This window comes from Liquorilactobacillus vini DSM 20605, assembly GCF_000255495.1.
Taxonomy (GTDB): Bacteria; Bacillota; Bacilli; order Lactobacillales; family Lactobacillaceae; genus Liquorilactobacillus; species Liquorilactobacillus vini.
Genome location: NZ_AHYZ01000183.1, coordinates 42,476 through 65,455 on the forward strand (window position 1 = coordinate 42,476; position 22,980 = coordinate 65,455).

Sequence of the window (22,980 nt, forward strand, 5' to 3'; positions counted from 1 at the left end):
CCAAAGAAAATTATTCTTTGACCTCGCTTTATTTAGTTTAGGTTTTCACCATTCGTCGTAATCACTTGCTGGTACCAAAAAAAAGAATCTTTCCGATAACGATTATACGATCCATGTCCTTGATCATCCGCATCAACATAAATAAAACCGTAACGTTTAGACATTTGTGAAGTTGCAGCACTGACTAAATCAATTGGGTCCCAACTGGTATATCCCATTAAATCAACTCCTGCCGCTACTGCTTTTTTCATCTCAAGTAAATGTTTTTTAAAATAATTGATTCGATATTGATCGTGAACCTTGTAATCTGCTGCAAGTTTGTCTTTAGCTCCTAATCCATTTTCAACAATAAATAATGGCTTTTGGTATCGATCATATAACTCAAGCAATGAGATTCGCAAATCGACCGGATCAATCGTCCATCCCCACTCTGAAGTTTCTAAATATGGATTTTTACCGCCAGCTGCCAATACATCAGTTGGCTTGGCAGTCGCTGGATAAGTAGTTGTTTTCGTCAGCATACAACCTACTTGACTACCAGGAATCATTTGGTGACAAAGTTTAGTGACAATTGCCGCAGCAGTAAATTGATAATGCAGTGCTTGAAATTTAATTTGGCGCAAATTCTGAGTTTTTTCCGGAATAATTCCAGCTGAAATGAAAGGATGGCGTAAAACACTGTCGATTTCGTTAAACGTCAACCAATATTTGACTTCTGGAAAGCTAGTAAAACAAACTCGTGCAAAGTTAACAAAAGCCGTAATCATTTTCCGTGACGCCCAACCGTTGTATTTTAAGCTTAAATTTAAAGGCATTTCATAATGCGACAAGGTAATTAATGGTTCAATGTTATACTTTTTTAATTCAGCAATCACCGCCTGATAATATTTAATTGCAGCTCGATTCGGCTGTTTTTCTTTGCCAGTTGGAAACAGCCGCGATTAAGCAATTGAAAAGCGCAACACTTTAAAACCCATTTCTGCAAATAATTTGATATCTTCACGATAGCGATGAAACCCGTCAATTCCCCTGCGTTTGGGATAATTTTGATCTGACTGATCATTAATTGCCCGTTGAAACTCTTCTAAACTGATAGCAACCTGCTTTTGATAATTTGTAACATCAAGCTGAGGTCGATAAGAAGCTACATCGGCTACTGACAGTCCTTTTCCATGCGCTCGCCAAGCACCCTCGACTTGGTTAGCAGCAACTGCTCCACCCCATAAAAAGTTCTGCTTTAAAATCATTTAAACTTCAACCCACAAACATTGGTTTAATTCTCTGATTGACTGACTGAAACTTGCCCATTGTTTAAACTAATCGTTTGATTACTGGTAATCTGTCCGGCCTCAGGATTGGTTAAATATTTAATACTCTTACTCATTCCCACGACAGCCGGACCTGCTTTAACAGTAATCGTTGAAGCTGCTTCACCTGGATTTTTTTGATCCATTTGCTGAAAAATGGTGATATCATCTTGAGGCAGATCTGATGCTGCAACTAACGTGTTAACTTTCTTATAGTTCGTCGTTACCCCAGCTCCGATCCGGATCATCTTATTTTGATTAATAAATAAATAAAGATACCCTAAACTATCACCGCTGGCAACCGTCTTTTGTGTCAACTGATAGCCAGCATTGGCCGCATTAATCTTTTGATTCGCATAAGTCGTATTTTGATTAAGTGAAATCAAGGAATAAGTACTTAAGTTTTGAATTGCTGACCTCTCGAAACTGTCAAAACGCTGCTGATATAGATAACCATCTTTGATTAAGATCTTACCTGTATCCGTCGAACTGGTTGTGGTCTGGGGAGCGATCCAAGTACCATTCAATTTAGCCAATGAAATTTGACCAGTCGCTTTTTTAGTGCCAGTGTCCGTAAAAACTTCTCCTCGATCAATCGTCAAAGTTTGGTTATTATCAAAATATGGAATATTGATTGCATATAAATGGTGTCCCTTGGCGGCAAAGGCCTGTGCAATCGTTAAGCCATTAGATTTAGTTGCTAAAAAAATCAGCTCTGTTAGGTGAGCAATTCTAAAATTAGCGCCCAATTTCTTTAAAACTGCGTTAACCTGATCAACCGACATGAGATGGATTTTCTTGCGGCCACTCTTGACAAAATTGTGATTCAAATTTTTTCGCCACTCTTTTAAAGAAACTTTCTTATAATTGACAGAGCCAGCCATAAATTGACCTTTAGCTGTTACCCAATTAGTCGTTGTGTCAGTTTTTGAAACCATTGAAGTCGTTAACTGACTAGCAACTCCTCGTTTCTTTGTTTGCTGAGAAACAACTTTTTTAGTAAACACCCAAGTCTTGGATTTTGCTTGCAAAACATGGTTAGTTGTTGTTTTAACTGAAACGGTTGCATTTTGCTTCGTAGTCTGTTTTGATTTTTGAGCTGCACAACTAGTTAATAATAGCAACAAAAAAGACAGTCCTAAGATATATCTTTTACGCATGATTTCTTCCTCATTTCCCTTTGATTCATTAATTATAGCATTGCTAATAAAAGAAAGCGCATTAACTTGTTGAATAAGCAATCAAAGAAGCCAGGTACCATCTTTTGGCTCCAGTTTAATTCAAAAAAGTTGTTCAACTTAACTTTTAATTTTAAATTCATAGAACTTATCGATTACCATTTCCCAGGAAATATTAATTTCAGCTAAAAAATTTATCTTGTTGGAATTTGCACAACGATGAGTCGCTTTTATTGAAAATGCGTTAGTTAACCCGCTGAATAATTTACAATTAATCTAACCAGACGATCCTACAATTATTCAGCTGATCAGCTCATTAATCAATCAGTTGACAAAGCCATAATTTTACTTGACACTTTACTTTATTTGCTGATTTTTTTAGCAATTTGATTTTTTGCCAAAAACTAATCAGATTCCTGACCGTAAAAAACCCGATGAGTGCCAAACAGCAGTCGTCGAGCTTTCTTAGTTAGTCAATTGATCAATCATTTTCTTTTAAACATTGATCTAAAACCTGAATAAATTCATCATGCTGATCAAGCAGTGCTAAGTGGCGGCTATTAGCAAACAAATGCCATTTAGCTCCCGGAATATGATCATAAACAGTTTTAGCAATCAAAGGCGTGCACAAATCATCTGTCCCATTAGTAACCAGCACTGGTACATGGATCTTTTTAAGCTCATCGGTTACGTCAAAATCACTGATCGTCCCATTTTCTGTAAATTCATTTGGCCCTTCGGCAATCAAACTTGCTTTCTTGCCATTTGTTGGTCGTCTTAAAGGCTCTGGTGAATTTTCATCAGGGTCATCCCAGCAATAGCGTTCCATATACCGATCATTAGCTGCTAAATATTTCGGTCCGCTGAAATTTCCGGTTCTTTCGGCTTCAGCAATTGCTTGCCGATCTTCATAACTCAGGTATTTAAGCAAGCGGTGCTGTTCTTTGACCCAGAGCTTAATTGAAGCCGGCGATCCATTGATCATCACACTTTTAATTCCTTGGGGATCAAAAGTTGTCAAATAATACATTTCCAACATGCCGCCCCATGATTGGCCTAGTAAGTGCACCTGATCTAAATGCAAATACTTGCGTAAAGCAACTAATTCAGCTGCCCAAGTTTCTTTAACATAAATCGACTCATCATCTGGAATCGATGATTTACCGCAACCGACCTGATCATACATAATCAATTGCCGACCAGTCTTGGCATAATCATCCATTAATTCAAAATAATTATGTGAAGACCCGGGTCCACCGTGGATCAGCAACAATGGAGCTTTACTTTGACTTGGTTCGCCCACAATTCGATAATATGTCTGATACTGATGAAACGGCATATATCCTTCTTGAATTTTCATCATCAATCAGTTCCTTTCAATTGCTTAATAGTTGTAATGTGCAATTATAAAATACAGAAAAAGAAATTTGAGTGTTCTTAGACTGCTCATGATAGAAATTTCTTTGCCATATAATTGGAAAAACAAGGTAAGCATTTGTAGAAATTGTTAGGATGCAAAATTAAAAAGGCAACCCAATCTAAAACTAGATTAAAATATAGTTTTGAACGCTGCAACCTTTTTAAAAACCATCGATTATTAGATGTTTACTATTCCACCCCTTGCTTAATCATAACATTTTAACTGTTTTAATTAAAATGGCGATTTCATTATCATTAATGATTATGTTAAAAGCTCGTTCTAATTTATGAGCACATTTTGAAATGAACTTATAGTCTTCACCGACGGATAGTAGCAGAAGGAACTCATCTAGAACTAATGAACAACAGTAAATTATATAGTGGCTGCTGAATTAGGCCCTTAGATTTAATCTATTTGGTTTGTTTGATAACTGATTTTTAAATAAATAGCGTCAGTTTTGATGATAAGTAAAAGTTTCCAAGAAAAAAAGCGTAAAACTGTTTCGATATTGGCCACCATGATCCCCAAATCGATTGAAACGGCAATGGTGGCCGCTGTTTTAGCGCGCACTAATCCTAGCCCACATTTGTGCTTAATGAAAGAAAAGTGTCGCTCGATTTTTCCGCGACGATTTTCAGCATCTCGGGCAGCCGCATTGGCAGCCCGCCGTTCCTTTTGATCAATATATTTGGGCTTACGTCCTAGTTTGGGACCGATTATTTTTATGCCATGTTCCTTGGCAAAAGCGATGTTTTCGCGGTTCCGATATAATTTATCGGCAAGAACTTCATCTGGGTAGTAACCGTTAAGATGATGATATCGTTCAATCACGGTTTGAAAGTCGGTACTCTCATTAAAGGCATTAAAATCAACCCGTTCAATTTCAATGATGCCATTTTGAATGGAAGCGTCAATCTTAGGACCAAACTCAGTGTTCTGTCGGGCTTTTCCACGCTTGATTGGTCGCACATAGGGCTGTGACAGACTAACGATACGGTTTTTAACTCGATGAGTCTTATTTTGATACATGAAATTCTGTTGTTCAAACAACTGTTGAATCGTCGTCAGCTTAACCAATTGCCGTTCCGACAGCTGGCCACCTTGTTCACGGAGTTCATGGACGTAACGTAAATCACGCCGCACATACTGCAGTTGCACTTTAACCTGGTGTCGAGTTTCCTTAGCTGAACGTCGCGGCTTCTTGGTAAAACGAACATAAACTTTGTGGGCTTCCCGCTTGTAGGTTCGGGGAATCTGAGTGTTTAATTGGTGAGCCAACTCAGTAATGAACTTTTCAAGAGTTGTGCGTGCTTGGTTGAGTAGCGAATAGTCTTGCGGAAAGCGAATGTTTACCGGTACGACCGTCGCATCCACGATAATCGTTTGGTCATCAGTCAAAGAATGCTTCAACTGTTGTTTGGCCCAGTCACCAATAATCGTTCGCAACTCAGGACTAATGGGCGCAATTCGTTTGCGAAAGACCGTCATGGCAGAAGGACTGAAAGGTAACTCGATTTGATATTTGGGGAGTCCAATGAAGTACTGGTAAGCTGGTGTATCACGAATCGCATTAACCAATTCAACATCCGACAGGTTAGTTGCCTGTTTGATTAATTGAGCGCCGAAAAACAACCGAAAAGGTTTTCCAGCTCGACCGACTTTTGACGGAAAGGTGGTGGTATAAACGGATTCCAACTTAGACCAGGGCAACTGGTTGGCCAACTGAACCCACTTATTTTGGGGACTCAAAGCGACGCCTAATTCTTGCCCGAAAGAATCGATTGAAAGTTGAACTGCTTTAATCCGATAAACCATTTTCGCACCCCGTTTTCTAAAAAATGCATGAGAAATAGCGAATCAGCGCCATATCACATGCATTTATTATACAACATATATGATACAATAACTATCAAATTAGCTATTGCATAATTATTCAGTACCCACTATATAGTGAACTCATCAAACAGTAATTTAAGCAAAAGCATGTTTAACGTGTTAAGAATCATTTACCTCTTTTGGAATATATTCCAATTAAAACAATCTAACGTAATAAAAATTAACAACATTCGACCAAAAATAGCAAACGTAAAAAAGCCATGATTCCTTTGAAGGAAACCATGGCTTTTGTAATTCATTAGCGTTTGTTATTAAAGCTTTGTCTTGTTAACAATGTTTAATTTTTCGTCCAGGTCATAAACAACTGGCTGACCTGTTGTCATTTCAACATTCATGATGTCTGCATCAGAAATGCCTTCAATGTACTTGGTCAAAGCACGTAATGAGTTACCATGTGCTGCGATAATAACGTTCTTGCCGTCTAATAATTTAGGAGCAATTTCGTCTTCCCAGAATGGGATAACCCGCTCCAAAGTTACTTTCAAGTTTTCACCACCAGGAATAGCCCGTGGATCAAGATCTGCATAACGACGATCCTTAGCTGCGGACCCTTCATCATCGGCACTCAAAAGCGGCGGCAAAACATCGTATGAACGACGCCAAATATGAACTTGTTCATCACCATATTTTTCAGCAGCTTTAGCTTTGTTTTTACCCTGTAAAGCACCGTAATGACGTTCATTCAAACGCCAGGTCTTGGTTTCTGGGATCCATAATTGGCCACAGCCTTCAAGTGCATAATGCAATGTCTTAATGGCACGAGTTAAAACTGAAGTATAAGCTTGATCAAATTGAATACCTGATTCCTTAAGCTTACGACCAGCCTCTTTTGCTTCTTCAACACCTTTTTCACTTAAATCAACATCTACCCAGCCAGTGAAAAGGTTTTTTAAATTCCATTCACTTTGTCCGTGACGAATAAATACTAATTTTGTCATAGCTAGCGAAAACCTCTTTCATTAATTATTTGTTTACATCTCATATTTTACAATGAAAATTTGAAAATTGATAGTACCAACTAACAGAACTTGTGAAAACTTTATTTATTTTCAATCACCTTTTGTAACCTAGCTACAGCTGCTTTAATATTTTGCGGTGGTGTCGCCAAATTAAGCCGAACAAAACCCCGGCCGCTTTGGCCAAACATTTCACCTAAATTAACCGCCAATTTAGCATCAGTCAGCATCACCTGTTTTAATTTGGCAGGATCAATTACTCGCCTTAAATCAACCCAAGCTAAATAAGTTCCCTGCAAATCATAGACTTTGACTTGTGGTTGGACTTTTTCAAGTTGCTTTAAAATGGCAAAGTTTTGCCGAACAACCGCTAAAAAGCCGTCGAGCCAATCTTGTCCTGCTTGATAAGCTGCTAAAGCTGCCACTTGTCCCAAATAAGTTCCAGCCGGCGCGGCTAAGCGTGCAAAATAAGCATCATAACGTGCACGCATTTGCGGATTAGGAATCACGACATGACTGCTTTTTAAGCCTGCCAAGTTGAAAGTCTTAGAAGCTGCATCCAGCATTACCAAATTATCACGATAGAAACCATTTTTAACAGAAAGTGCTGAAATAAACCTCTGCGGACCAACAATCAAATCATGATGAATCTCATCTGAAATTAATAGAACTTCATGTTCCCGACAAATTTCCAATAACCTCTCTAATTCCGCTTCACTCCAAACACGGCCAACAGGATTGTGCGGGGAACAATTGATCAGTAGATGAACCTGATTAGCAACAATTTTTTGCTCAATGTCAGCAAAGTCCATTTCATAATGATGATCAACTGGTTTTAACTCAGATACCACCAGCTGCCGGTCATTTTCTTCAATTACCTTCATAAATGGAAAGTAAACTGGCTGCAAAACCATGATCGCTGCTTGCGGCTGCGTTAAAACATTGATTAGTGTACTTAAAGATTGAACTACACCTGTTCCATAGCGTAGCCATTCCGGATGAATCTCCGTACCATAATGATTTTGTTGCCAATTAGCATAAGCAGCAAAATAATTTTCAGGAGTCATTGAGTATCCATATGCTCCCTGAGCTATCACTTTTTGCAAAGCTGCGACAACTGCTGCTGGTACCTTAAAATCAGTGTCAGCAATCCACAGTGGCAATAAATCAGCTCGTCCAAAAGCCTGTTTCATCCCATCCCATTTGACTGAATCAGTTTGGCGGCGATCAATTTGGTATGTTTTCAAAAAGTCAGTTATATTCATGAGCTTTTCTCCTTTTTTTCAATTTTGCCCTGTTTGTTAGTCTGCTTAATCGCTTTGACTCCTAAAATATCTAAGAGGAAGGTAAAGATCGGAATGCCGACGATCAATCCCCACATTCCAAAAAGTTTTTCAGCGACAAATAAAACTACAAAAGTATAAAAAATTGGCAATTCGGTCTTATTTGACATTAGCTTAGGATTTAAGACATAAGATTCCAGAGCATGAACGACTAATAACATTATTATAATATAAATCACATCGCGAAGACCACCAACTGAATAACCAATTACACTCATTGGAATAGCCGAAATAATTACCCCGGCAACCGGAATCAAGCTCATGATAAAAATCAGCAGTGACAAACTAAATAATTGCGGCATTTTTAAAAATGCTAAGCAAATTGTCGTGATAATTGTATTGACAATCGCAATGATAAATTGGGTTTCAATCACGATTCCAAAGGTATTGACAAATTTCTTAGCAAAAAAGTAAATATCTTGAAAATACCAGGCAAACGGTCCGCTTAAAAAATTCTGAGAAAAATTAGCCATCCGTCTTTCTTCGATCGTGAAAAAGAAACTCAAAATCAAAGAAAAAATAAAGGTTGCCCCCACTGTTCCAATGCTGGTTACATATTTAAATACGATTGCTACGCCATTTTTTAATTGAGTGGACAGTGTTGAAGTACTAATATACTGACTGAAAAAGTCGAAAACTTTATTAGCCGTCATTGAAGGCTTTTGATAAAAATCAACTAAGTAGCGAATCATTGCCTCAGTTTGTTTAAAAATTAGCGGAAAATATATAGTTACCGCTAAATATAGTAAACCGATCAAAGCTAAATAAATCAGGATCACCCCGAGATGAAACGGTAAACGCAGCTTTTTTTTCAGGAACATGGCAAAATTAAAAACCAGAAATGTGAAAATGAAGGTTAATAAAATCATACTTAATAACCCTCGTAATAAATATAAAACTACAATGACACTAAGTAAGACGGCAAATCTTCTTAAACGGACATTTGCCAAAAATCGTTGCCAAACTCCCACAAAATCACCTCGCAAATTTTTAAAACAATCCAGTTTTATTTAACCACTAATTACGTATTTTTAAAATAGTCACGTTTCGCTGATAATGATAAATTCCAGTAATTAAAAAATATTAAACTTGAACTTTTACTAGAGCTACCTAAAATATCTATTAATTATAGGCACTATGCAAATCAGATCTTTAACCAGTTTTAGCTTGTTTAAATCTGTTTTCGATATTCCTCCTTTTTTTTAAGAAATTTCGTTCAATGTTAAACTAACTGAAATTTTTTAGCAATCATTGGACTTAATTGATATCAGTTTTAAATTTACTATTGACGATGTTTTTGATAATGCACGACCACAGCGGCAGTCGTTAATTTTAGCAAACTCCGCAAAACAAATGGTTTTCTGTCTTACCTAACTAGGTCTAAAGACATTAATAAAAACCCTTATCAACTTCTTTAGGAATTATAACAATCTAAAACTATTTATATGATTGATCATTAATTTTAGAACTCGGGGTTGGATAAGTAATCTTCATCACAGCTGGCATCACAATTGGAATTAAAATCACTAACAAGAAAATGCCGGTAATTACTACTAAAGCTACTTGAATCAGCGTGGTTACCCCTGATGGAATCAAGGCTGCAAAAGTTCCGCTGAGAATGATTCCAGCTGAAATAACTACCGTACCAATGATCGCCGTTGCCCGTAACACTTTAGCATCGATTGAAATTGGTTCATGCAATCCTTCTCGAAATTTAATGACCAAGAAAATGCTATAATCAACTCCCAAAGCCACCAGCATTATAAACGCAAAAAATGGGGTATTCCAGGTCAACATCGAAGTTTTTAAAACAATTTGGCTGAACCAGTGAACGATATTTAATGCACTGTAATAGATAATAACTAACATTGCTTCAATTGTTAGTGACTGAATTAGCGAACGAGTAACGAACATCAGGGCAACTAAAATTCCAACTAGCATCAGCAAAGCAGTCCGCTTAAAGTCTTGTGCTGCTACTTGTTTCAAATCACGTGTTTGCGAAGTTGAACCACCTAAAACTACCTCTGCATGATTCAAACTAGTTCCTTTTAAAGAACCAGTAACTAACTGCTGAATTTTTGCCAAGGTTTGAATGGCAGCTTGCGAATTAGGATCAGCTTTTAGGATAACGGTTAATTGTGTCATTCTTTTATTGTCTGAGAAATAAGTATCTAAAATTGGTTTAAAAGCCTTACTGTGCAGTTTTTTTGCCGGCAAGTAATAAGTTTTACCCGCTGTGGATTTCTGCAATCCCTGCAAATAATTGTTGCTGGCTTGATTTCCTTGATTAACTTGACCGATTCCATTAGTAGCACTTCCTAATCCTGCCGACAATGCCTGAACAGCTGCTGGCAAACCAGTTAAACTTTGAACTAACTTCTGATTTCCAGCAGCAACTTGATTGGCTCCGGTCGTCAATTGACCAGTTTGGTTGTTCAACGTATCCATCGCAGTAGCTAATTGCGCTGTGCTACTGCTTAATTGGCCTAAATTGCTGTTTAATTGGGTAATTGTACTTGCAGCTGCTGGCAAAATTTGTGCTGATGAACTTGCTAACTGACTAACTGCTTGCTGCAAGCTGGCTGATGACTGTTGAAGAGTAGTTAATTGAGCAGCTAGAGAATTAGTTGAATTGCCAATTGATTGGGTATCATTACCAATCTTCGTCAAAGATTCAGTTAATGCTCCGTTTAAGCTGGATAAAGCTTGTTGTTGCTGTTGTTGATTTTGATTAATAATTTGAATAATTTTTTGCCGCTGCTCCGTTGTCAACTTAACACCTGCACTTTGCAATTTTGCCACCAATTGCGTCCCCAAAACGGTGTTTGCAGTTAATTTCCCCATTGCAGCATCAACGGCAGTCAATTGCTGCTGAATATCGTTTGCCGCATTGCCAATTTGTGTTAATGAATTTTTAGTCGTTGACTCAGAACTGCTGGAACTATTGGTTACTTGTTGGTTCAGTTGGCTAATAGCGTGATTCAACTCTGGCAACGATTGAACTAACTTTTGTAATTGTGCTTGTTCAGAATTATTCATCCCAGAATTTAGCTGGTCATGTAGCGTAGTAACTGCTGAGGTCAATTCTTTAATGCCGTCACTTAATTGACTAGTTCCCGTCGCAACTTGCTGCGATCCTGAGGCTAATTGTTGAGTTGAAGCAACTTCCCCCTTAATATTCACTCCATCAATTTGATTTTTAGCTGAACTTAAGCCGCCACTAATTTTACTTAAACCAACTTTAGCCTGAGTTAGCCCCTGAGTAACATCTGTTAGTTGTTTTTTGAGATATAGATTTTTTATTACCTTCCCTGCTGGTTGTGAAGCAGATAAAACCGTTTTAATTCCAGCAACATTTTTCAGCTGATTAGTTAGTTGATCAATTAATTTTAAATATTTTTCATTTATCAATTGGTGCCGGCTATTAAGATAGATAGTTGTTGGTTCTGACATTCCCTTCGAAAAATGTTGTTGAATTAAATTAAAACCAATTTTTGATGGAACTTGACTACTAACCTCATCTACATCATCATAGTTTAACAGCCCCTGACTTTGAACTGCTAAGGGGACCAAAAATGCCAAAACTACAACAATCGTTATAATCGGTCGCAATAATGAATATTTTGCTAAACCTTGCCACAAACGGCTTTGCTTCTCCCCTTCAAAATGCTTAATCGGCCAAAAAATTTTTTCACCTATTGTTCCCATAAAAAACGGGTTCAACGTCAATAAAACCAGTAAAAGAATTGCCACTCCGACAGCAATCCCAGCTGCTGAACGATAAAGAGAGAATTTGGCAAAAAATAAAGTTGTCATACCTATTAAGACCGAGACTCCTGAATAAATAATCGTTCGACCGCCAACTTGCAAAGCAGATTTGGTCGCCTCTTTTTTAGTTAATCCAGCTGATAATCCAGCTTTAAATTCGTTATACAACAAAATATTGTAATCTGTACCAATTCCAAACAAGACAATAATGATAAATACTTCAGTGAAGTCTGAATATGGAAAACCCAGATATTTAACCAAAGTATCGACAGTACTGATAGAAATTAAGCCGGCAACTCCAACTGTTATTAAAGAAAAGATTGGCGTGATTGGCGACTTAAATACCAGCAACAATACTACGAAAATAAAGATTGCTGCAATAATTTCAGTTTTCTTGACACCTTTTTCAGTTGAATTAGAAAAATCTTGGTCTAAAATATCACTTCCTGTCAAATAACTTCTAACACCTGGTGTTTTTATTGCTTTTGTCAATTCTTGTTTAATTTTCTTAATATCGTGCTGTTTGGTTTTTTGGACTGAAATTTCAACAATTTGAGTTGTTTTGTCTTTAGAAATTAACTGCGATTTAACCAGTGGGGTATCTTTAGCATCAGTCATATCTTTAATTTGATATTGCTGTTTTTTTTGTTTCAGTCGAGTAATTGTCTGATTAATAGCTCGATTTTGCTTCGACGTTAAACGATGATGCTGATTGTTAAAAACAACAATCAGCGAAGTTGTCTTGTTTTCTTTGCTTCCCCATTGATTTTGTAGTTTAGTTGCCTTGGTACTTTGATAATTTCTGGGAATTGTACTGCTTTTATTAACATTCGCAACACTTGGAGTAAACAAGAACGCAATTATTAATAAGGCTGTCCAACCGAGTGCCCACCATTTATACCTGCTTAAAAGTTTTTCTTTCATTCTCATTCTCCTGACTACAATGGTCTGCTGAAATTTTAAGCATTTTTAAAGAGTTAAAGTTTTCCTTTTGGATTGCTAAATAACCTCTAAATTTGCCAATTTCGACTTAATTTTTCAAAATTTATCCTTTATTATATTTGTAAAGTCACTACAACCAAAGAGCAATTTGGAGAAAATTGTTTATTAAAAGACACCTGGTCTTAAATTGTCCAAAATAGGAGAAAATCATGAGAATTGATCGTCGTATCACTAAAACTCAACGCGCTATCAGAAAAAGTTTCCTTGATTTATTAAGCCAAAAAAAGATTAATGAAATTACCGTTGCCGATATAACTAAAAGCGCCGACATTGCTCGTAGCACTTTTTATCTGCATTATGAAGATGTTTATGATTTATATGATCAAATCATCACTAACTTATTAAATGGTTTAACTATTCGGTTTGATCAGCTCTATCTAGCCAGCACCTTGGCTTCAAATTTCAAGAAATTAATGCAAGAATTAATCAATTATGTAGTCGAACAGAAAAAGATTTTTCGAATATTATTTCAAAAAGACAGCGAAAGCAAGTTGACAACCGTTTGATAAAATTATTTACTGACCGTATTATAAAAATCGAACATATATCTCGAACTAATAAACAAGCTTACTTTGAAATTTTGTTCACCGTAACTGGTGCCATTAATATATTCATAAGTTGGTTAATGCGGGATTCTGACACTGATTCACACGAATTATCAAATATTCTCAATCAGATTCTAATCAAACTCGAATAACTGTTGCTCAAAAAATACAATCGCTGTTAGTCAAAATTCCTGCTAACATGACAAGAAATAATTCCAGTTTTGATCTATTCCGAGAATTTATAAGAAAGGAATGATTTAAATAAAGATTATTATAGCCAGTGATCATGCTGGGGATGAACTAAGGAAATTGCCGAACAATTAGAAGCTATGGGCAGAAGTTAGGGATGTTGCAGCATTTAGCAGCGAATTTGGCAACTAAAGCTTCTTGATGCTTTAATTTTTACAAATTTCGATTTCTTTGCCAGATAAAATTATCTTCTCTTTTTGACTAATAGAAATTATTACTCTTGTCAGTATACAGTGTTTTGCTTCCAGTATGAATAGTAACCATTACTTTTAACAGTTAGCAGCATGTGCATTAATTGGCACTTGGCTACTGGTCATCCGTAAAACTCTAACTCAATTATCAATGCTGCTTTGACTTTAGGCACATAGCCAGCAAGTCAAACACTCGCTTGATCATTCTTTTGAAGCATAAATTTTTAAAAGTTGATGCAGCTGTCGGATATTTTCTTTGATTTGCTTGCCGGTATCCGTATCAGCTACTTTTTTTCGCTCAACTTCATGATTGACGACTTGAATGGTTGAAATAATATCCGTCTCATTTTTGATTGCATCCTGTTTTGAAGTGAACGGATGGTGAGAAACTAATTGCAGGCCATAAGAATTTGACAGCAAAGTATAGCCGCCAATTCCCGTCGTTGGCTGGTAAGCTTTAGAGAAGCCGCCATCAATAACGATCATTTTTTTGTTCGCCATAATTGGTTCTTGACCACGTTTAACTGGCGTATGACCATTGATCACATGGCCGGTTTGCGGGTCCAAACCAAATTCCTGCATGATTTGTCGGCAAAACCACTCTTCACGGCGCAAAACGAAATAAGGATTTTTACGTTCAATATGCGTCTTTTGATCAGCAACAAAATAGCGAGCAAAAGTTGTCATAGCGTGTTTGCCAAAGAGCGGTGATAATGGTCCTTGCCACAAGTACCAGGTCCAATCGGTTGCTGGATCATTTTGCCGGTTGGGATGGGCGTAAGCCTGCCGCAATTGCTTTTCAAAAAAGCAAAACAAAGCTTGACCGGTGTAGCTTTGATTTTTTGAATGCAAAGTCAAAAACTTTCCTTTTCCATCAACTGGCACACAGCCATGAAATAATAGATTTCCATTAGCAATTTTATACATACTGCCGGCTTGCATCATAAAATCCAGCTGCCGACGTAATTTACTAGAATTGATAAATGAATTTAAAAGCCCGTCAGTAACTGTTTTTTCCTCAGCGGTCAAGACAAATGGATTTTGCTGATCAACTGTTGCAAAACACTGATTGCTTAATTCGTAATCCTGACCATTGATCTTTACGGTCTGATTTTGCCAGTTAATTTCGCCTAATAATCCAACCTGCGGCAACCGCCATTCAGGCCGTCGCTGCTTCAATTGGCCTTCAAGTTTAAACTGAATAATCGTAACGGCCGCTTGGACTTTGGCAATCATTTTTTTCTCTACTTCTGTCAGCTGTTTTTGATCAGACATGGTTTTAGGGTAAAAGGCTGGCAAAGCTTGATAGTGTTGATCGGCAAAAAAGAATAAATGTCGCAGATTGATTCCATAATGATCTTCAATAATACCTAAATTGTCATAGCGAGCACTAATGCGCAGCAAATTCATCAAGCACAAAGCCGATCCTGACACTGCTCCCAGCCACAAAATATCATGGTTACCCCACTGAATATCGACCGAATGGTAATTCATCAGGCGCTCCATGATCTGATCCGGCTCTGGGCCCCGGTCAAAAATATCACCGATGACATGCAAATGGTCAACGATCAAATGCTGAATCGTATAGCAAGTCGCAATAATAAACTGATCAGCTTGATTTAGTTTTAACAGATTTTGCATAATCTGATTATAATAAGCTCGTTTATCAACTTCACGATGATCGGTATACAGTAGTTCCTCTGTGATATACGCAAAGTTTGGATCCAATGCTTTGCGAACTTTCGAACGCGTATATTTAGTCGCTGAAATTTTCAATAACTCGATTAAACGCGCAAAAGTATCTAAATACCACTGTTTAAGCTGATCTTCAGTTCTTTTTTGCCTTTCTGCCAACAACATATCTTCTGGATAATAAACCAACGTAGCAAAATCCTGGATACTGTCCTTGGTTAATTGATCGCCAAAGTTTTCAATAATTTTTTGCTTAATATTACCTGAGCCATTACGTAAAACATGATCAAATGCTGGGAATTCCCCATGTAGATCACTGACAAAATGCTCAGTCGGTTTTGGCAAATTTAAAATTGCCTCTAGATTAGTAATTTCTGTGATCACCGCTTGACGATTAGGAAACTTTTCGCGCAGTAATTTTTGCATTAGTTCCATCAAAATAACCTCTTTTTGATCTTAATTATCATTAATTTTATAATTGGTACACCTAGTAATATACATCATTTTTTTAAAAAAACAATCCATTACGTAAACTTACAATTGCTTACAAACGGGATATAAAGCTTAATATTACGCGCATTTAATTACTAATACCAATTTGTACTTATTTTCACTTATTTAGAGATATATACTTGAAAAATGAAATCAATGATGATATGGTATAGCTATTAACCTGAAAGATAACTGAGGAGGATTTAAATGAACAATTTAACTGTTGAACGGACTGAAGCACGGGCAGAAAAGAGTGCTGTTTGGCGCTTGATTAATCAGGAAACTGGTAATTTTCTAGATGTTGTTTTTGATAAAGGGCTGGAAAAAGCAATGAAAGTTCATCGTAATTTTTCATTCAACCGTTTTGAATCCGAACAAATTAATGAACTCCAAAAGTTAGTTGCAAAAATTAGTGATAATTATCAACTTATTTTAAATCAAGATGTAATTGGCTTGGATTATTTGCCTTTGTCAGCTGATAATGCAGTTACTTATTTGGAAAAAGAGTAGTATTAATTAGTTTCAAACTAAAATAAAAAGGTATCCAGGTGAATTGGGACATTTATTTGTCTTCACCCAGATACCTTTTTATTTAGTTAAACTACAAAATAGCTAATTCTGTCTTGGCATCAAAGAAATGCGACTTATTTAAATCAAAGCCCATTCTAACCTTTTCGCCAGGGTTCATAAAGTCACGCGCATCAACTTTTGAAACAAACTCTGTTCCACCAACTTTACTGTAGAGCATTGACTCAGCACCAAGCAATTCTGACACCACAACTTCAGCTTGAACCGCAGCTTCTGGGAAGGTTTCGAGGAAAGCGCCTTCGGTATGAATATCTTCTGGACGAACTCCCAAAATAATCTTCTTGCCATCGTAACCTTTGCCTCGTAAAGTCTTATCGATGCCTTCTGGAACTTTCAAATGTAAATCGCCTTTTTCATCGGTCACATAGTCATCTTTTAAAGTTACGTTAAAGAAGTTCATTGCTGGTGAACCAATAAAACCAGCAACAAACAAATTAGTAGGTTTATAATAAACCTCTTGTGGAGTACCAACTTGTTGAATCTTACCATCGCGCATAACAACAATCCGATCAGCCATCGTCATTGCTTCGGTCTGATCATGAGTAACATAAATCGTCGTAGTATTCAACCGCCGATGCAATTTAGCAATCTCAGCCCGCATCGAAACCCGCAACTTAGCATCCAAGTTTGATAGTGGCTCATCCATCAAAAAGATTGGTGCATCACGAACGATTGCTCGTCCTAAAGCAACCCGCTGCCGCTGACCACCGGAAAGAGCAGCTGGCTTGCGTTGCAGATAAGGGGTTAAGCCTAAAATTTCCGCAGCTTCTTTAACCCGTTTTTCAATATCGGCTTTTTCATATTTCCGTAATTTTAATCCAAAAGCCATGTTATCAAAAACCGTCATATGTGGATACAACGCATAATTCTGGAAAACCATCGCAATATCACGATCTTTCGGAGCCCAGTCATTGACAACATTATCATTGATATATAACTTGCCTTTAGTAATGTCTTCCAAGCCGGCGATCATGCGCAAAGTTGTTGATTTGCCACAACCTGAAGGTCCAACAAAAACAATAAATTCACGATCCTTAACATCTAAGTTAAAATCGGTGACCGCATAATCACCTTCCTTAGCGTTTTCGTATTCTTTATAAATGTGTTCTAATTTTAGTCCTGCCATTCAAATCACCTTTTCTTTTTATTTACACTTTTATCATAGCGAAATCGTTTGCATTAAACTAGCCAATCTTGCACAAAAAAAGCTTGCCGTTTTTGTGCACTTTTAAGAAATCGGTTTCATTAGCTTGAAATTATTTAAATCACTAAATTAAATGTTACAATTAAGACTGTAAATGGAGGAAACAGCTATGGAACTAACAGAATTGTTAACTATTTATCCCAACTCAACCATCACTTCACAACCCTTGAATTTGCAAGATTACTTAAGTTTTCCCTTAAATCAGGAATGGATCAATTTTCCTAATGCTGAACTTTCAGCTCATGAAAAAAAGTTATTGAACTTGCTTTTTAAAAATAAACAAATTAATTTATTAAATAACGAATTTTCCAATGATCCATGGGCGGCTTATTTGAACGTTCCAGGTTCCAAGCTGCCAACTCTAAACCAAAAAATTCGGATCATTCTTTTTCAAGTTGATTTTCGCAAAAGTGATTATCAATTGTCGGCTTGGTCAAATTTCTTTGCCAAAATGCTGCCACAACCTTGTTTGACCAATCTCCAAATTGATGAACGCTGTGGTCTAGTCTTGGAGCCCTTTTCTTCAGATAGTCCAAACTTAAAAGAATTTGATGGCATTCGGCAAACACTTGATAGCGATTTTTCAACTAATTCAAAGGTCTTCATTGGCCATTTCTGGCAACCGTCACCAACTCTTCGGAATATTTTGTTATTGGAAAAGAAGTTCTTTCAAAGCGAAATAACAACAGTTCGTTCTAACACTTTCTGCTTGCCACAAATTTTTTTGCAAGCTGTTAGTCAGCAAATCTTAGCGCCTGAATTGCTAGCAGCATATCGAACTGAATTAAACAGCTATCCTGAAATTCAAGCAATCATTCCGACATTGTACCATCAGCAAGGAAATTTAAGCTCAGCAGCTAAAGAACTTTTTCTCCATCGTAATACTTTGCAATATCGTTTAGACAAGTTTTATCGTGAAACACAATTATCGCTCAAGAACATGAATGACTTAGTTTTTTGCTATTTTTTGCTGATTTCAAATAATTGCTAATCAGTTAATTCTTGGGGCCTAAAGATTCACGTTCAATAATTTTGGTTGGAATAATCTCATTGAAAACTTGATCTTGATCAATCATTTTTAAGATTACTTCAGCGGCTTTTCTTCCCCACTGATGTTTCGAATAACCAACAGTCGTTAAAGTTGGCTGTAAATAATTGGCTAATAAATCATTATCAAAGCCAACGAGTAAAACATCTTTTCCGGGTTGAAGATTTTGCTTTTTCAGACCTTCATATAATCCAAAAGCCATTTCATCATTTGTTGCGAAAACACCAACTCGATGTCCTGCTTGACAAAGCTTGCTCAGCTGAACTGCTGCTTTACGACCGCTTTCAATCGTAAAATCTCCTGCCATAACCATAACTGGCTGATCAGTTTTTTCATGAAAAACATCAAGTGCTGCCTCCAGCCTTTTCTTAGCATCGTAAGAATCCTTGGGGCCAGTTAAGATGGCAAAAGCATCTGCACCTGATTTTAAAAGTTCATTAACTGCCTGGGTAGCTCCTTGGGTATTATTCAATAAAACATGACTGACATTTTCTAATTTCAGCTCGCGATCCATTAAAACCAGTTTATTACCGTCTTGAGCTAGCTTTGAAATAACTTGGCTAGGAAATGTCGGATCTAAAATAATTGCTCCATCGACTAATTTTTGCGAAATAAAAGCCTGTGCGCGTTGCCCGCCAGACGCAACGATCAACTCATAGCCTTGTTTTTTCAAGGTACTTGCAACTCCATCCAGTAAATGTGAATAGAAGTAACCGCCTAAATCAGTAACATACATCTCAATGATTTGGGTTTTTGTTTTTTTAACCCACGCCCAGCCAAGCTCGGAATGTAATTCATTTCTTTCGCAATTTTCAACACCTTTTGCCGTGTTTGTTCTGTGATTCGCTCACTGCCATTCAAAGCATATGAAACAGTGGAAATTGAAACACCAGCTTTTTTGGCAATATCCTTGATCCCTGTCATGCAAATTCCCCCATACTATTTTTCTGCTTGAATATTAAAGCCTTGTAAAATATATTTTTGAAAAATCAAAAATATTATAACTATAGGTATTACCATAAAGGATGAACCCGCCATTTGTAAACCATAATCTGAAGTATGTTGTCCTTGTAATAGTTGCAGTCCTACAGATAAAGTATAATACTTTTGATCATTGGCAATAATCAATGGCCAGAGGAAAGAATTCCAGCCCCCGATAAAGGTTAGAATTCCTTGAACTGCTAAGACTGGTTTTGAAATTGGCAAAATAATATGCCAAAAAATATACCACTCGCTTGCTCCATCTAAGCGAGCTGCTTCAATAATCGAATCTGAAATGTTACTCATAAATTGCCTGAAGAGAAAAATTGAAAAAGCACCAACTAAGCTTGGTAGAATTATTCCCGTCAAGGTATTAGTCAAATGCGCTTGATTTAAAATCAAATAGACTGGAATCATCGTAACTTGGCCGGGAATCATCATTGTCGCTAACACTGCAATGAATAAAACCCCACGTCCCTTGAATTTAAATTTGGCAAAACCATAGCCGGCCATCGCATTCAGTAAAAGCCCAATAAAAGAAAAGCCTGTAATTATTAAGGTGTTTTTTAAATAGACACCGAAGTTCCCACTGATAAACAGATCTTTGTAGTTTTGTAATGTCCAATGATGCGGTAAAATTGATTGACTCATTTGAGATATTTCAGCATTTGACTTAAAAGATGACAAAATCATCCATAAAAATGGTGCGATTGTCACTAAGGCCCAAACTGCCAAAATCAAACCAACAATAATTTTGGTTTGTCGGCTAGCTTCTTGTTTTCCTGTATCCATAAAGAGAATCCTCCTATTCCTCACCGCGTTGTTTACGTTGTAATTTGAACTGAATCAAAGTTGCAATGATAATGACTGCAAACATAACGAAAGATCCAGCGGCTGCATAACCAAAATTACTATTTTGAAAACCATTTTGATAAACAAAAAGTGCCATTGAATTCGTACTATTGAGCGGACCACCTTTCGTCATCACAAATGGTTCGTCAAAGAACTGGAACCAGCCAATAATTGTCGTCACAGTGACAAAAAAGATCGAAAAGCGCATTGATGGAATTGTGATATGCAAAGTTTGTTGCCAAAAATTTGCTCCATCTAATTCGGCTGCTTCGTACAAAGAACGTGGGATTCCCTGCAAAGCAGCTAAAAAAATCAGCATATTTAAACCAATTGCTTTCCAAACGGCTAAGATGATCAATGAAATTTTAGCTACATTGGGATCGGTCAACCAGCCAATCGGTGCAATCCCAATCTTTCCCAGAATTTCATTTAGCAAACCTAGACTAGGATTATAAATATAGCTCCAGACAACTGCCACGGCAACTGTATTAGTTATTGAAGGCGTATAAAACAATAAACGCATTGTTTTAAAAAATTTATTTTGGCTTAAATTAATCATGACGGCTACTGTTAAGGATAAGAAAACTACCAACGGGACTCCAAGTACCACATAAAAAATGGTATTGCCAATCGATTGCAGAAAAGTTGGATCATTAAACAACTGAATATAATTCGTTAGACCCGTAAATTTGACCGTGGACCAGTTGCCTAGGCCCGTGATATCTAAGCCCGTAAAACTAATTACCAAAGCAACTAAGATCGGAATCAATGAAAAGACTAATAACAAAAGTAGAGCTGGAAAAATAAATGTGTATGGTATATATTTTTTTAGTTTCTCTTTTCCCATGCTAATTTCCTCCAAGTATAAAGACAAACTGCCTCAATTTTTTTGAGGCAGTTATTTTAAAAAATAATCTTATTTATCAATCAATGTTTGGCTTTGTTTGTTGAACTCATTCATTGATTTTTGTACATTGGCATTCTGTAAAGCTATCTTTTGCCAAACATCTAAATAATTTTGACCAATTTCATCCCAGCTTTTGACTGCCGGCATTGGCTGAGAATGATTTAATTGTTTGCGAAAGACTTGAATCTTACTGCTTTGCAAAGAACTATCATTCCAAGCAGCTTTCAAAGTTGGCATTGAATCGCTTTGTTTATAATAAGTCAACTGACTTTGTTTCTTAGACAAGAATTTCAACAATTTAATTGCATTTGTCTTATTTTTACTATACTGGAAAACCGCTAAGTCGCCGCCACCCATAACCGAGGTGTTGTTTTTGCCCTTTGGCAGTTCAGCCACATTCCATTGCGAATCTTTTAATCCAGCATCACTTTTAATACTGCTCATCATCCAAGGACCAGAAATAAACATTGGGATCGGTGCATCTTTACCAAAGGATTGGGCAATCGTTAATTTTAAATCTTGTTTTGGTGAAGCTCCATTTTGAATGAACTTGTGCAAATAATTTAACGCCGAAACCATTTGTGAACTGTTAAATTGGGTCTTACCATTTTTCATCAGCTGTGCTCCATTTTGGCGAGCAAACATAAAACCAAATGTTGGTTCTGAACCATCAACGTTGAAACCGTACATATTTTTCCCACGTTTTGAAAGTTTCAGGGCCGCATCATATAATTGGTTCCAAGTCTTAGGTGCCTGATTGTAGCCAGCTGCCTTTAATACATCAGTCCGATAGTAGAGGACACGGGTTTCTGCGTACCATGGAACAGCATAATATTTACCTTGATACATCGTCGTCTTTTCTGAGCCTGAAAAATATTTACTTGGCGCTAGATTCTGATCTTTTTTAACTGTGCTTGATAAATCCATTAATGAATTTGAACTAGCAAATTGAGCAATTTGGGTAGTTCCAATTAGTAAAACATCCGGACCGCTCTTTGATGAAGCTGCTGTTAATAATTTATCGTTATATTGACTCCAAGGAATACTTTGAATCTTAACTTTAATCCCCGTTTTTTTGGTAAACTGTTTGATCATTGGCTTGACATCGGCATCCCCATCGCCGGCATACCAAAATGTTAAGGGCTTATTAGAACTTGAATTATTATTTGACGAATTGCTGCCACAGCCTGCCAACAGAAAAGCTCCTACCAACAAGGCCCCAAGTAAACTTGCTACTCTTTTAAACTTCAACCTGCTCACTCCTTTATTTTGCTGAAACGTTTCTACTATTTTATTATAGCGCTTTTGGTAGCGATTACAAGCAAAATATTACTAATTTAATCACCTTTTTTTTATTGATG

General features: G+C 36.9%; 18 protein-coding genes and 1 pseudogene. 4 read left to right on the top strand and 15 right to left on the bottom strand.

The window, feature by feature from the left end:
* Window positions 1-32: 32 nt before the first annotated feature.
* The 8 genes and pseudogenes from ON15_RS10010 to ON15_RS10045 form a co-directional block, all read right to left on the bottom strand.
* Window positions 33-1,247 (bottom strand): annotated as a pseudogene (locus tag ON15_RS10010) (family 1 glycosylhydrolase).
* Between the two features lie 26 nt (window positions 1,248-1,273).
* Complete coding sequence (locus ON15_RS10015) at window positions 1,274-2,467, bottom strand: hypothetical protein (RefSeq protein ID WP_010581359.1); 1,194 nt, start codon at window positions 2,465-2,467, stop codon at window positions 1,274-1,276.
* A 499-nt stretch (window positions 2,468-2,966) separates the two neighbouring features.
* Complete coding sequence (gene pepI / locus ON15_RS10020; RefSeq protein ID WP_010581360.1) at window positions 2,967-3,845, bottom strand: proline iminopeptidase; 879 nt, start codon at window positions 3,843-3,845, stop codon at window positions 2,967-2,969.
* Between the two features lie 465 nt (window positions 3,846-4,310).
* Window positions 4,311-5,720, bottom strand: coding sequence for an IS5 family transposase (locus tag ON15_RS10025; protein ID WP_010581361.1), 1,410 nt, complete (start codon window positions 5,718-5,720; stop codon window positions 4,311-4,313).
* A gap of 332 nt (window positions 5,721-6,052) precedes the next feature.
* Window positions 6,053-6,739, bottom strand: coding sequence for a 2,3-diphosphoglycerate-dependent phosphoglycerate mutase (locus ON15_RS10030; RefSeq protein ID WP_010581362.1), 687 nt, complete (start codon window positions 6,737-6,739; stop codon window positions 6,053-6,055).
* A 101-nt stretch (window positions 6,740-6,840) separates the two neighbouring features.
* Window positions 6,841-8,022, bottom strand: coding sequence for a MalY/PatB family protein (locus ON15_RS10035; protein WP_010581363.1), 1,182 nt, complete (start codon window positions 8,020-8,022; stop codon window positions 6,841-6,843).
* A complete protein-coding gene (locus tag ON15_RS10040; protein ID WP_026049582.1) occupies window positions 8,019-9,071 on the bottom strand; it encodes an AI-2E family transporter in 1,053 nt (350 codons plus the stop codon). The genes ON15_RS10035 and ON15_RS10040 overlap by 4 nt, the downstream gene beginning before the upstream one ends.
* Before the next feature lie 466 nt (window positions 9,072-9,537).
* Entirely contained in the window at window positions 9,538-12,792 is a 3,255-nt protein-coding gene (locus tag ON15_RS10045) for an MMPL family transporter (protein WP_010581365.1), read from the bottom strand.
* A gap of 227 nt (window positions 12,793-13,019) precedes the next feature.
* Here ON15_RS10045 and ON15_RS11310 point away from each other — a divergent pair, with 227 nt between their 5' ends.
* The gene (locus ON15_RS11310) at window positions 13,020-13,376 is read left to right on the top strand and encodes a TetR/AcrR family transcriptional regulator (RefSeq protein WP_010581366.1); all 357 of its coding nucleotides are present in this window, start codon (window positions 13,020-13,022) and stop codon (window positions 13,374-13,376) included.
* Window positions 13,337-13,567 carry a TetR/AcrR family transcriptional regulator C-terminal domain-containing protein gene (locus tag ON15_RS12345; protein WP_412768441.1) on the top strand — a complete coding sequence of 77 codons (231 nt, stop codon included), beginning with the start codon at window positions 13,337-13,339 and terminating at the stop codon, window positions 13,565-13,567. Before ON15_RS11310 ends, ON15_RS12345 begins: the two co-directional genes overlap by 40 nt.
* A gap of 489 nt (window positions 13,568-14,056) precedes the next feature.
* Here the strand turns inward: ON15_RS12345 and ON15_RS10055 are convergent, their stop codons facing one another.
* Window positions 14,057-15,982, bottom strand: coding sequence for a fructose-bisphosphatase class III (locus ON15_RS10055; RefSeq protein ID WP_010581367.1), 1,926 nt, complete (start codon window positions 15,980-15,982; stop codon window positions 14,057-14,059).
* A gap of 264 nt (window positions 15,983-16,246) precedes the next feature.
* On the opposite strand from ON15_RS10055, the gene ON15_RS10060 reads away from it, so the two are divergent.
* Window positions 16,247-16,549: a hypothetical protein gene (locus ON15_RS10060; protein WP_010581368.1), complete on the top strand. Its 303-nt coding sequence runs from the start codon at window positions 16,247-16,249 to the stop codon at window positions 16,547-16,549.
* A 91-nt stretch (window positions 16,550-16,640) separates the two neighbouring features.
* Here ON15_RS10060 and ON15_RS10065 read toward each other — a convergent pair whose 3' ends face one another.
* The gene (locus ON15_RS10065) at window positions 16,641-17,753 is read right to left on the bottom strand and encodes an ABC transporter ATP-binding protein (protein WP_010581369.1); all 1,113 of its coding nucleotides are present in this window, start codon (window positions 17,751-17,753) and stop codon (window positions 16,641-16,643) included.
* A 187-nt stretch (window positions 17,754-17,940) separates the two neighbouring features.
* Here ON15_RS10065 and ON15_RS11315 point away from each other — a divergent pair, with 187 nt between their 5' ends.
* A complete protein-coding gene (locus ON15_RS11315) occupies window positions 17,941-18,822 on the top strand; it encodes a helix-turn-helix domain-containing protein (RefSeq protein WP_010581370.1) in 882 nt (293 codons plus the stop codon).
* 4 nt (window positions 18,823-18,826) lie between these two features.
* Here ON15_RS11315 and ON15_RS10075 read toward each other — a convergent pair whose 3' ends face one another.
* From ON15_RS10075 to ON15_RS10090, 5 genes are all read right to left on the bottom strand, one after another.
* On the bottom strand, window positions 18,827-19,615 hold the full coding sequence (locus ON15_RS10075; RefSeq protein WP_235720455.1) for a LacI family DNA-binding transcriptional regulator: 789 nt from the start codon (window positions 19,613-19,615) through the stop codon (window positions 18,827-18,829).
* A complete protein-coding gene (locus ON15_RS12080) occupies window positions 19,597-19,803 on the bottom strand; it encodes a LacI family DNA-binding transcriptional regulator (protein ID WP_010581372.1) in 207 nt (68 codons plus the stop codon). Before ON15_RS12080 ends, ON15_RS10075 begins: the two co-directional genes overlap by 19 nt.
* A gap of 15 nt (window positions 19,804-19,818) precedes the next feature.
* Window positions 19,819-20,652 (bottom strand): carbohydrate ABC transporter permease, encoded by an 834-nt coding sequence (locus ON15_RS10080; RefSeq protein WP_010581373.1) that lies wholly within the window; start codon window positions 20,650-20,652, stop codon window positions 19,819-19,821.
* A 13-nt stretch (window positions 20,653-20,665) separates the two neighbouring features.
* Complete coding sequence (locus ON15_RS10085) at window positions 20,666-21,559, bottom strand: carbohydrate ABC transporter permease (RefSeq protein ID WP_010581374.1); 894 nt, start codon at window positions 21,557-21,559, stop codon at window positions 20,666-20,668.
* A gap of 69 nt (window positions 21,560-21,628) precedes the next feature.
* Window positions 21,629-22,870, bottom strand: coding sequence for a sugar ABC transporter substrate-binding protein (locus ON15_RS10090; protein ID WP_010581375.1), 1,242 nt, complete (start codon window positions 22,868-22,870; stop codon window positions 21,629-21,631).
* Between the last annotated feature and the right edge of the window lie 110 nt (window positions 22,871-22,980).

What these genes read in the sequence shown, in the direction of transcription:
- ON15_RS10015 (WP_010581359.1), bottom strand. Translation starts at nt 2,467, where the DNA reads ATGCGTAAAAGATATATCTTAGGACTGTCTTTTTTGTTGCTATTATTA.
- pepI (WP_010581360.1), bottom strand. Translation starts at nt 3,845, where the DNA reads ATGAAAATTCAAGAAGGATATATGCCGTTTCATCAGTATCAGACATAT.
- ON15_RS10025 (WP_010581361.1), bottom strand. Translation starts at nt 5,720, where the DNA reads ATGGTTTATCGGATTAAAGCAGTTCAACTTTCAATCGATTCTTTCGGG.
- ON15_RS10030 (WP_010581362.1), bottom strand. Translation starts at nt 6,739, where the DNA reads ATGACAAAATTAGTATTTATTCGTCACGGACAAAGTGAATGGAATTTA.
- ON15_RS10035 (WP_010581363.1), bottom strand. Translation starts at nt 8,022, where the DNA reads ATGAATATAACTGACTTTTTGAAAACATACCAAATTGATCGCCGCCAA.
- ON15_RS10045 (WP_010581365.1), bottom strand. Translation starts at nt 12,792, where the DNA reads ATGAAAGAAAAACTTTTAAGCAGGTATAAATGGTGGGCACTCGGTTGG.
- ON15_RS11310 (WP_010581366.1), top strand. Translation starts at nt 13,020, where the DNA reads ATGAGAATTGATCGTCGTATCACTAAAACTCAACGCGCTATCAGAAAA.
- ON15_RS10055 (WP_010581367.1), bottom strand. Translation starts at nt 15,982, where the DNA reads ATGGAACTAATGCAAAAATTACTGCGCGAAAAGTTTCCTAATCGTCAA.
- ON15_RS10060 (WP_010581368.1), top strand. Translation starts at nt 16,247, where the DNA reads ATGAACAATTTAACTGTTGAACGGACTGAAGCACGGGCAGAAAAGAGT.
- ON15_RS10065 (WP_010581369.1), bottom strand. Translation starts at nt 17,753, where the DNA reads ATGGCAGGACTAAAATTAGAACACATTTATAAAGAATACGAAAACGCT.
- ON15_RS11315 (WP_010581370.1), top strand. Translation starts at nt 17,941, where the DNA reads ATGGAACTAACAGAATTGTTAACTATTTATCCCAACTCAACCATCACT.
- ON15_RS10075 (WP_235720455.1), bottom strand. Translation starts at nt 19,615, where the DNA reads ATGTATGTTACTGATTTAGGCGGTTACTTCTATTCACATTTACTGGAT.
- ON15_RS12080 (WP_010581372.1), bottom strand. Translation starts at nt 19,803, where the DNA reads ATGACAGGGATCAAGGATATTGCCAAAAAAGCTGGTGTTTCAATTTCC.
- ON15_RS10080 (WP_010581373.1), bottom strand. Translation starts at nt 20,652, where the DNA reads ATGGATACAGGAAAACAAGAAGCTAGCCGACAAACCAAAATTATTGTT.
- ON15_RS10085 (WP_010581374.1), bottom strand. Translation starts at nt 21,559, where the DNA reads ATGGGAAAAGAGAAACTAAAAAAATATATACCATACACATTTATTTTT.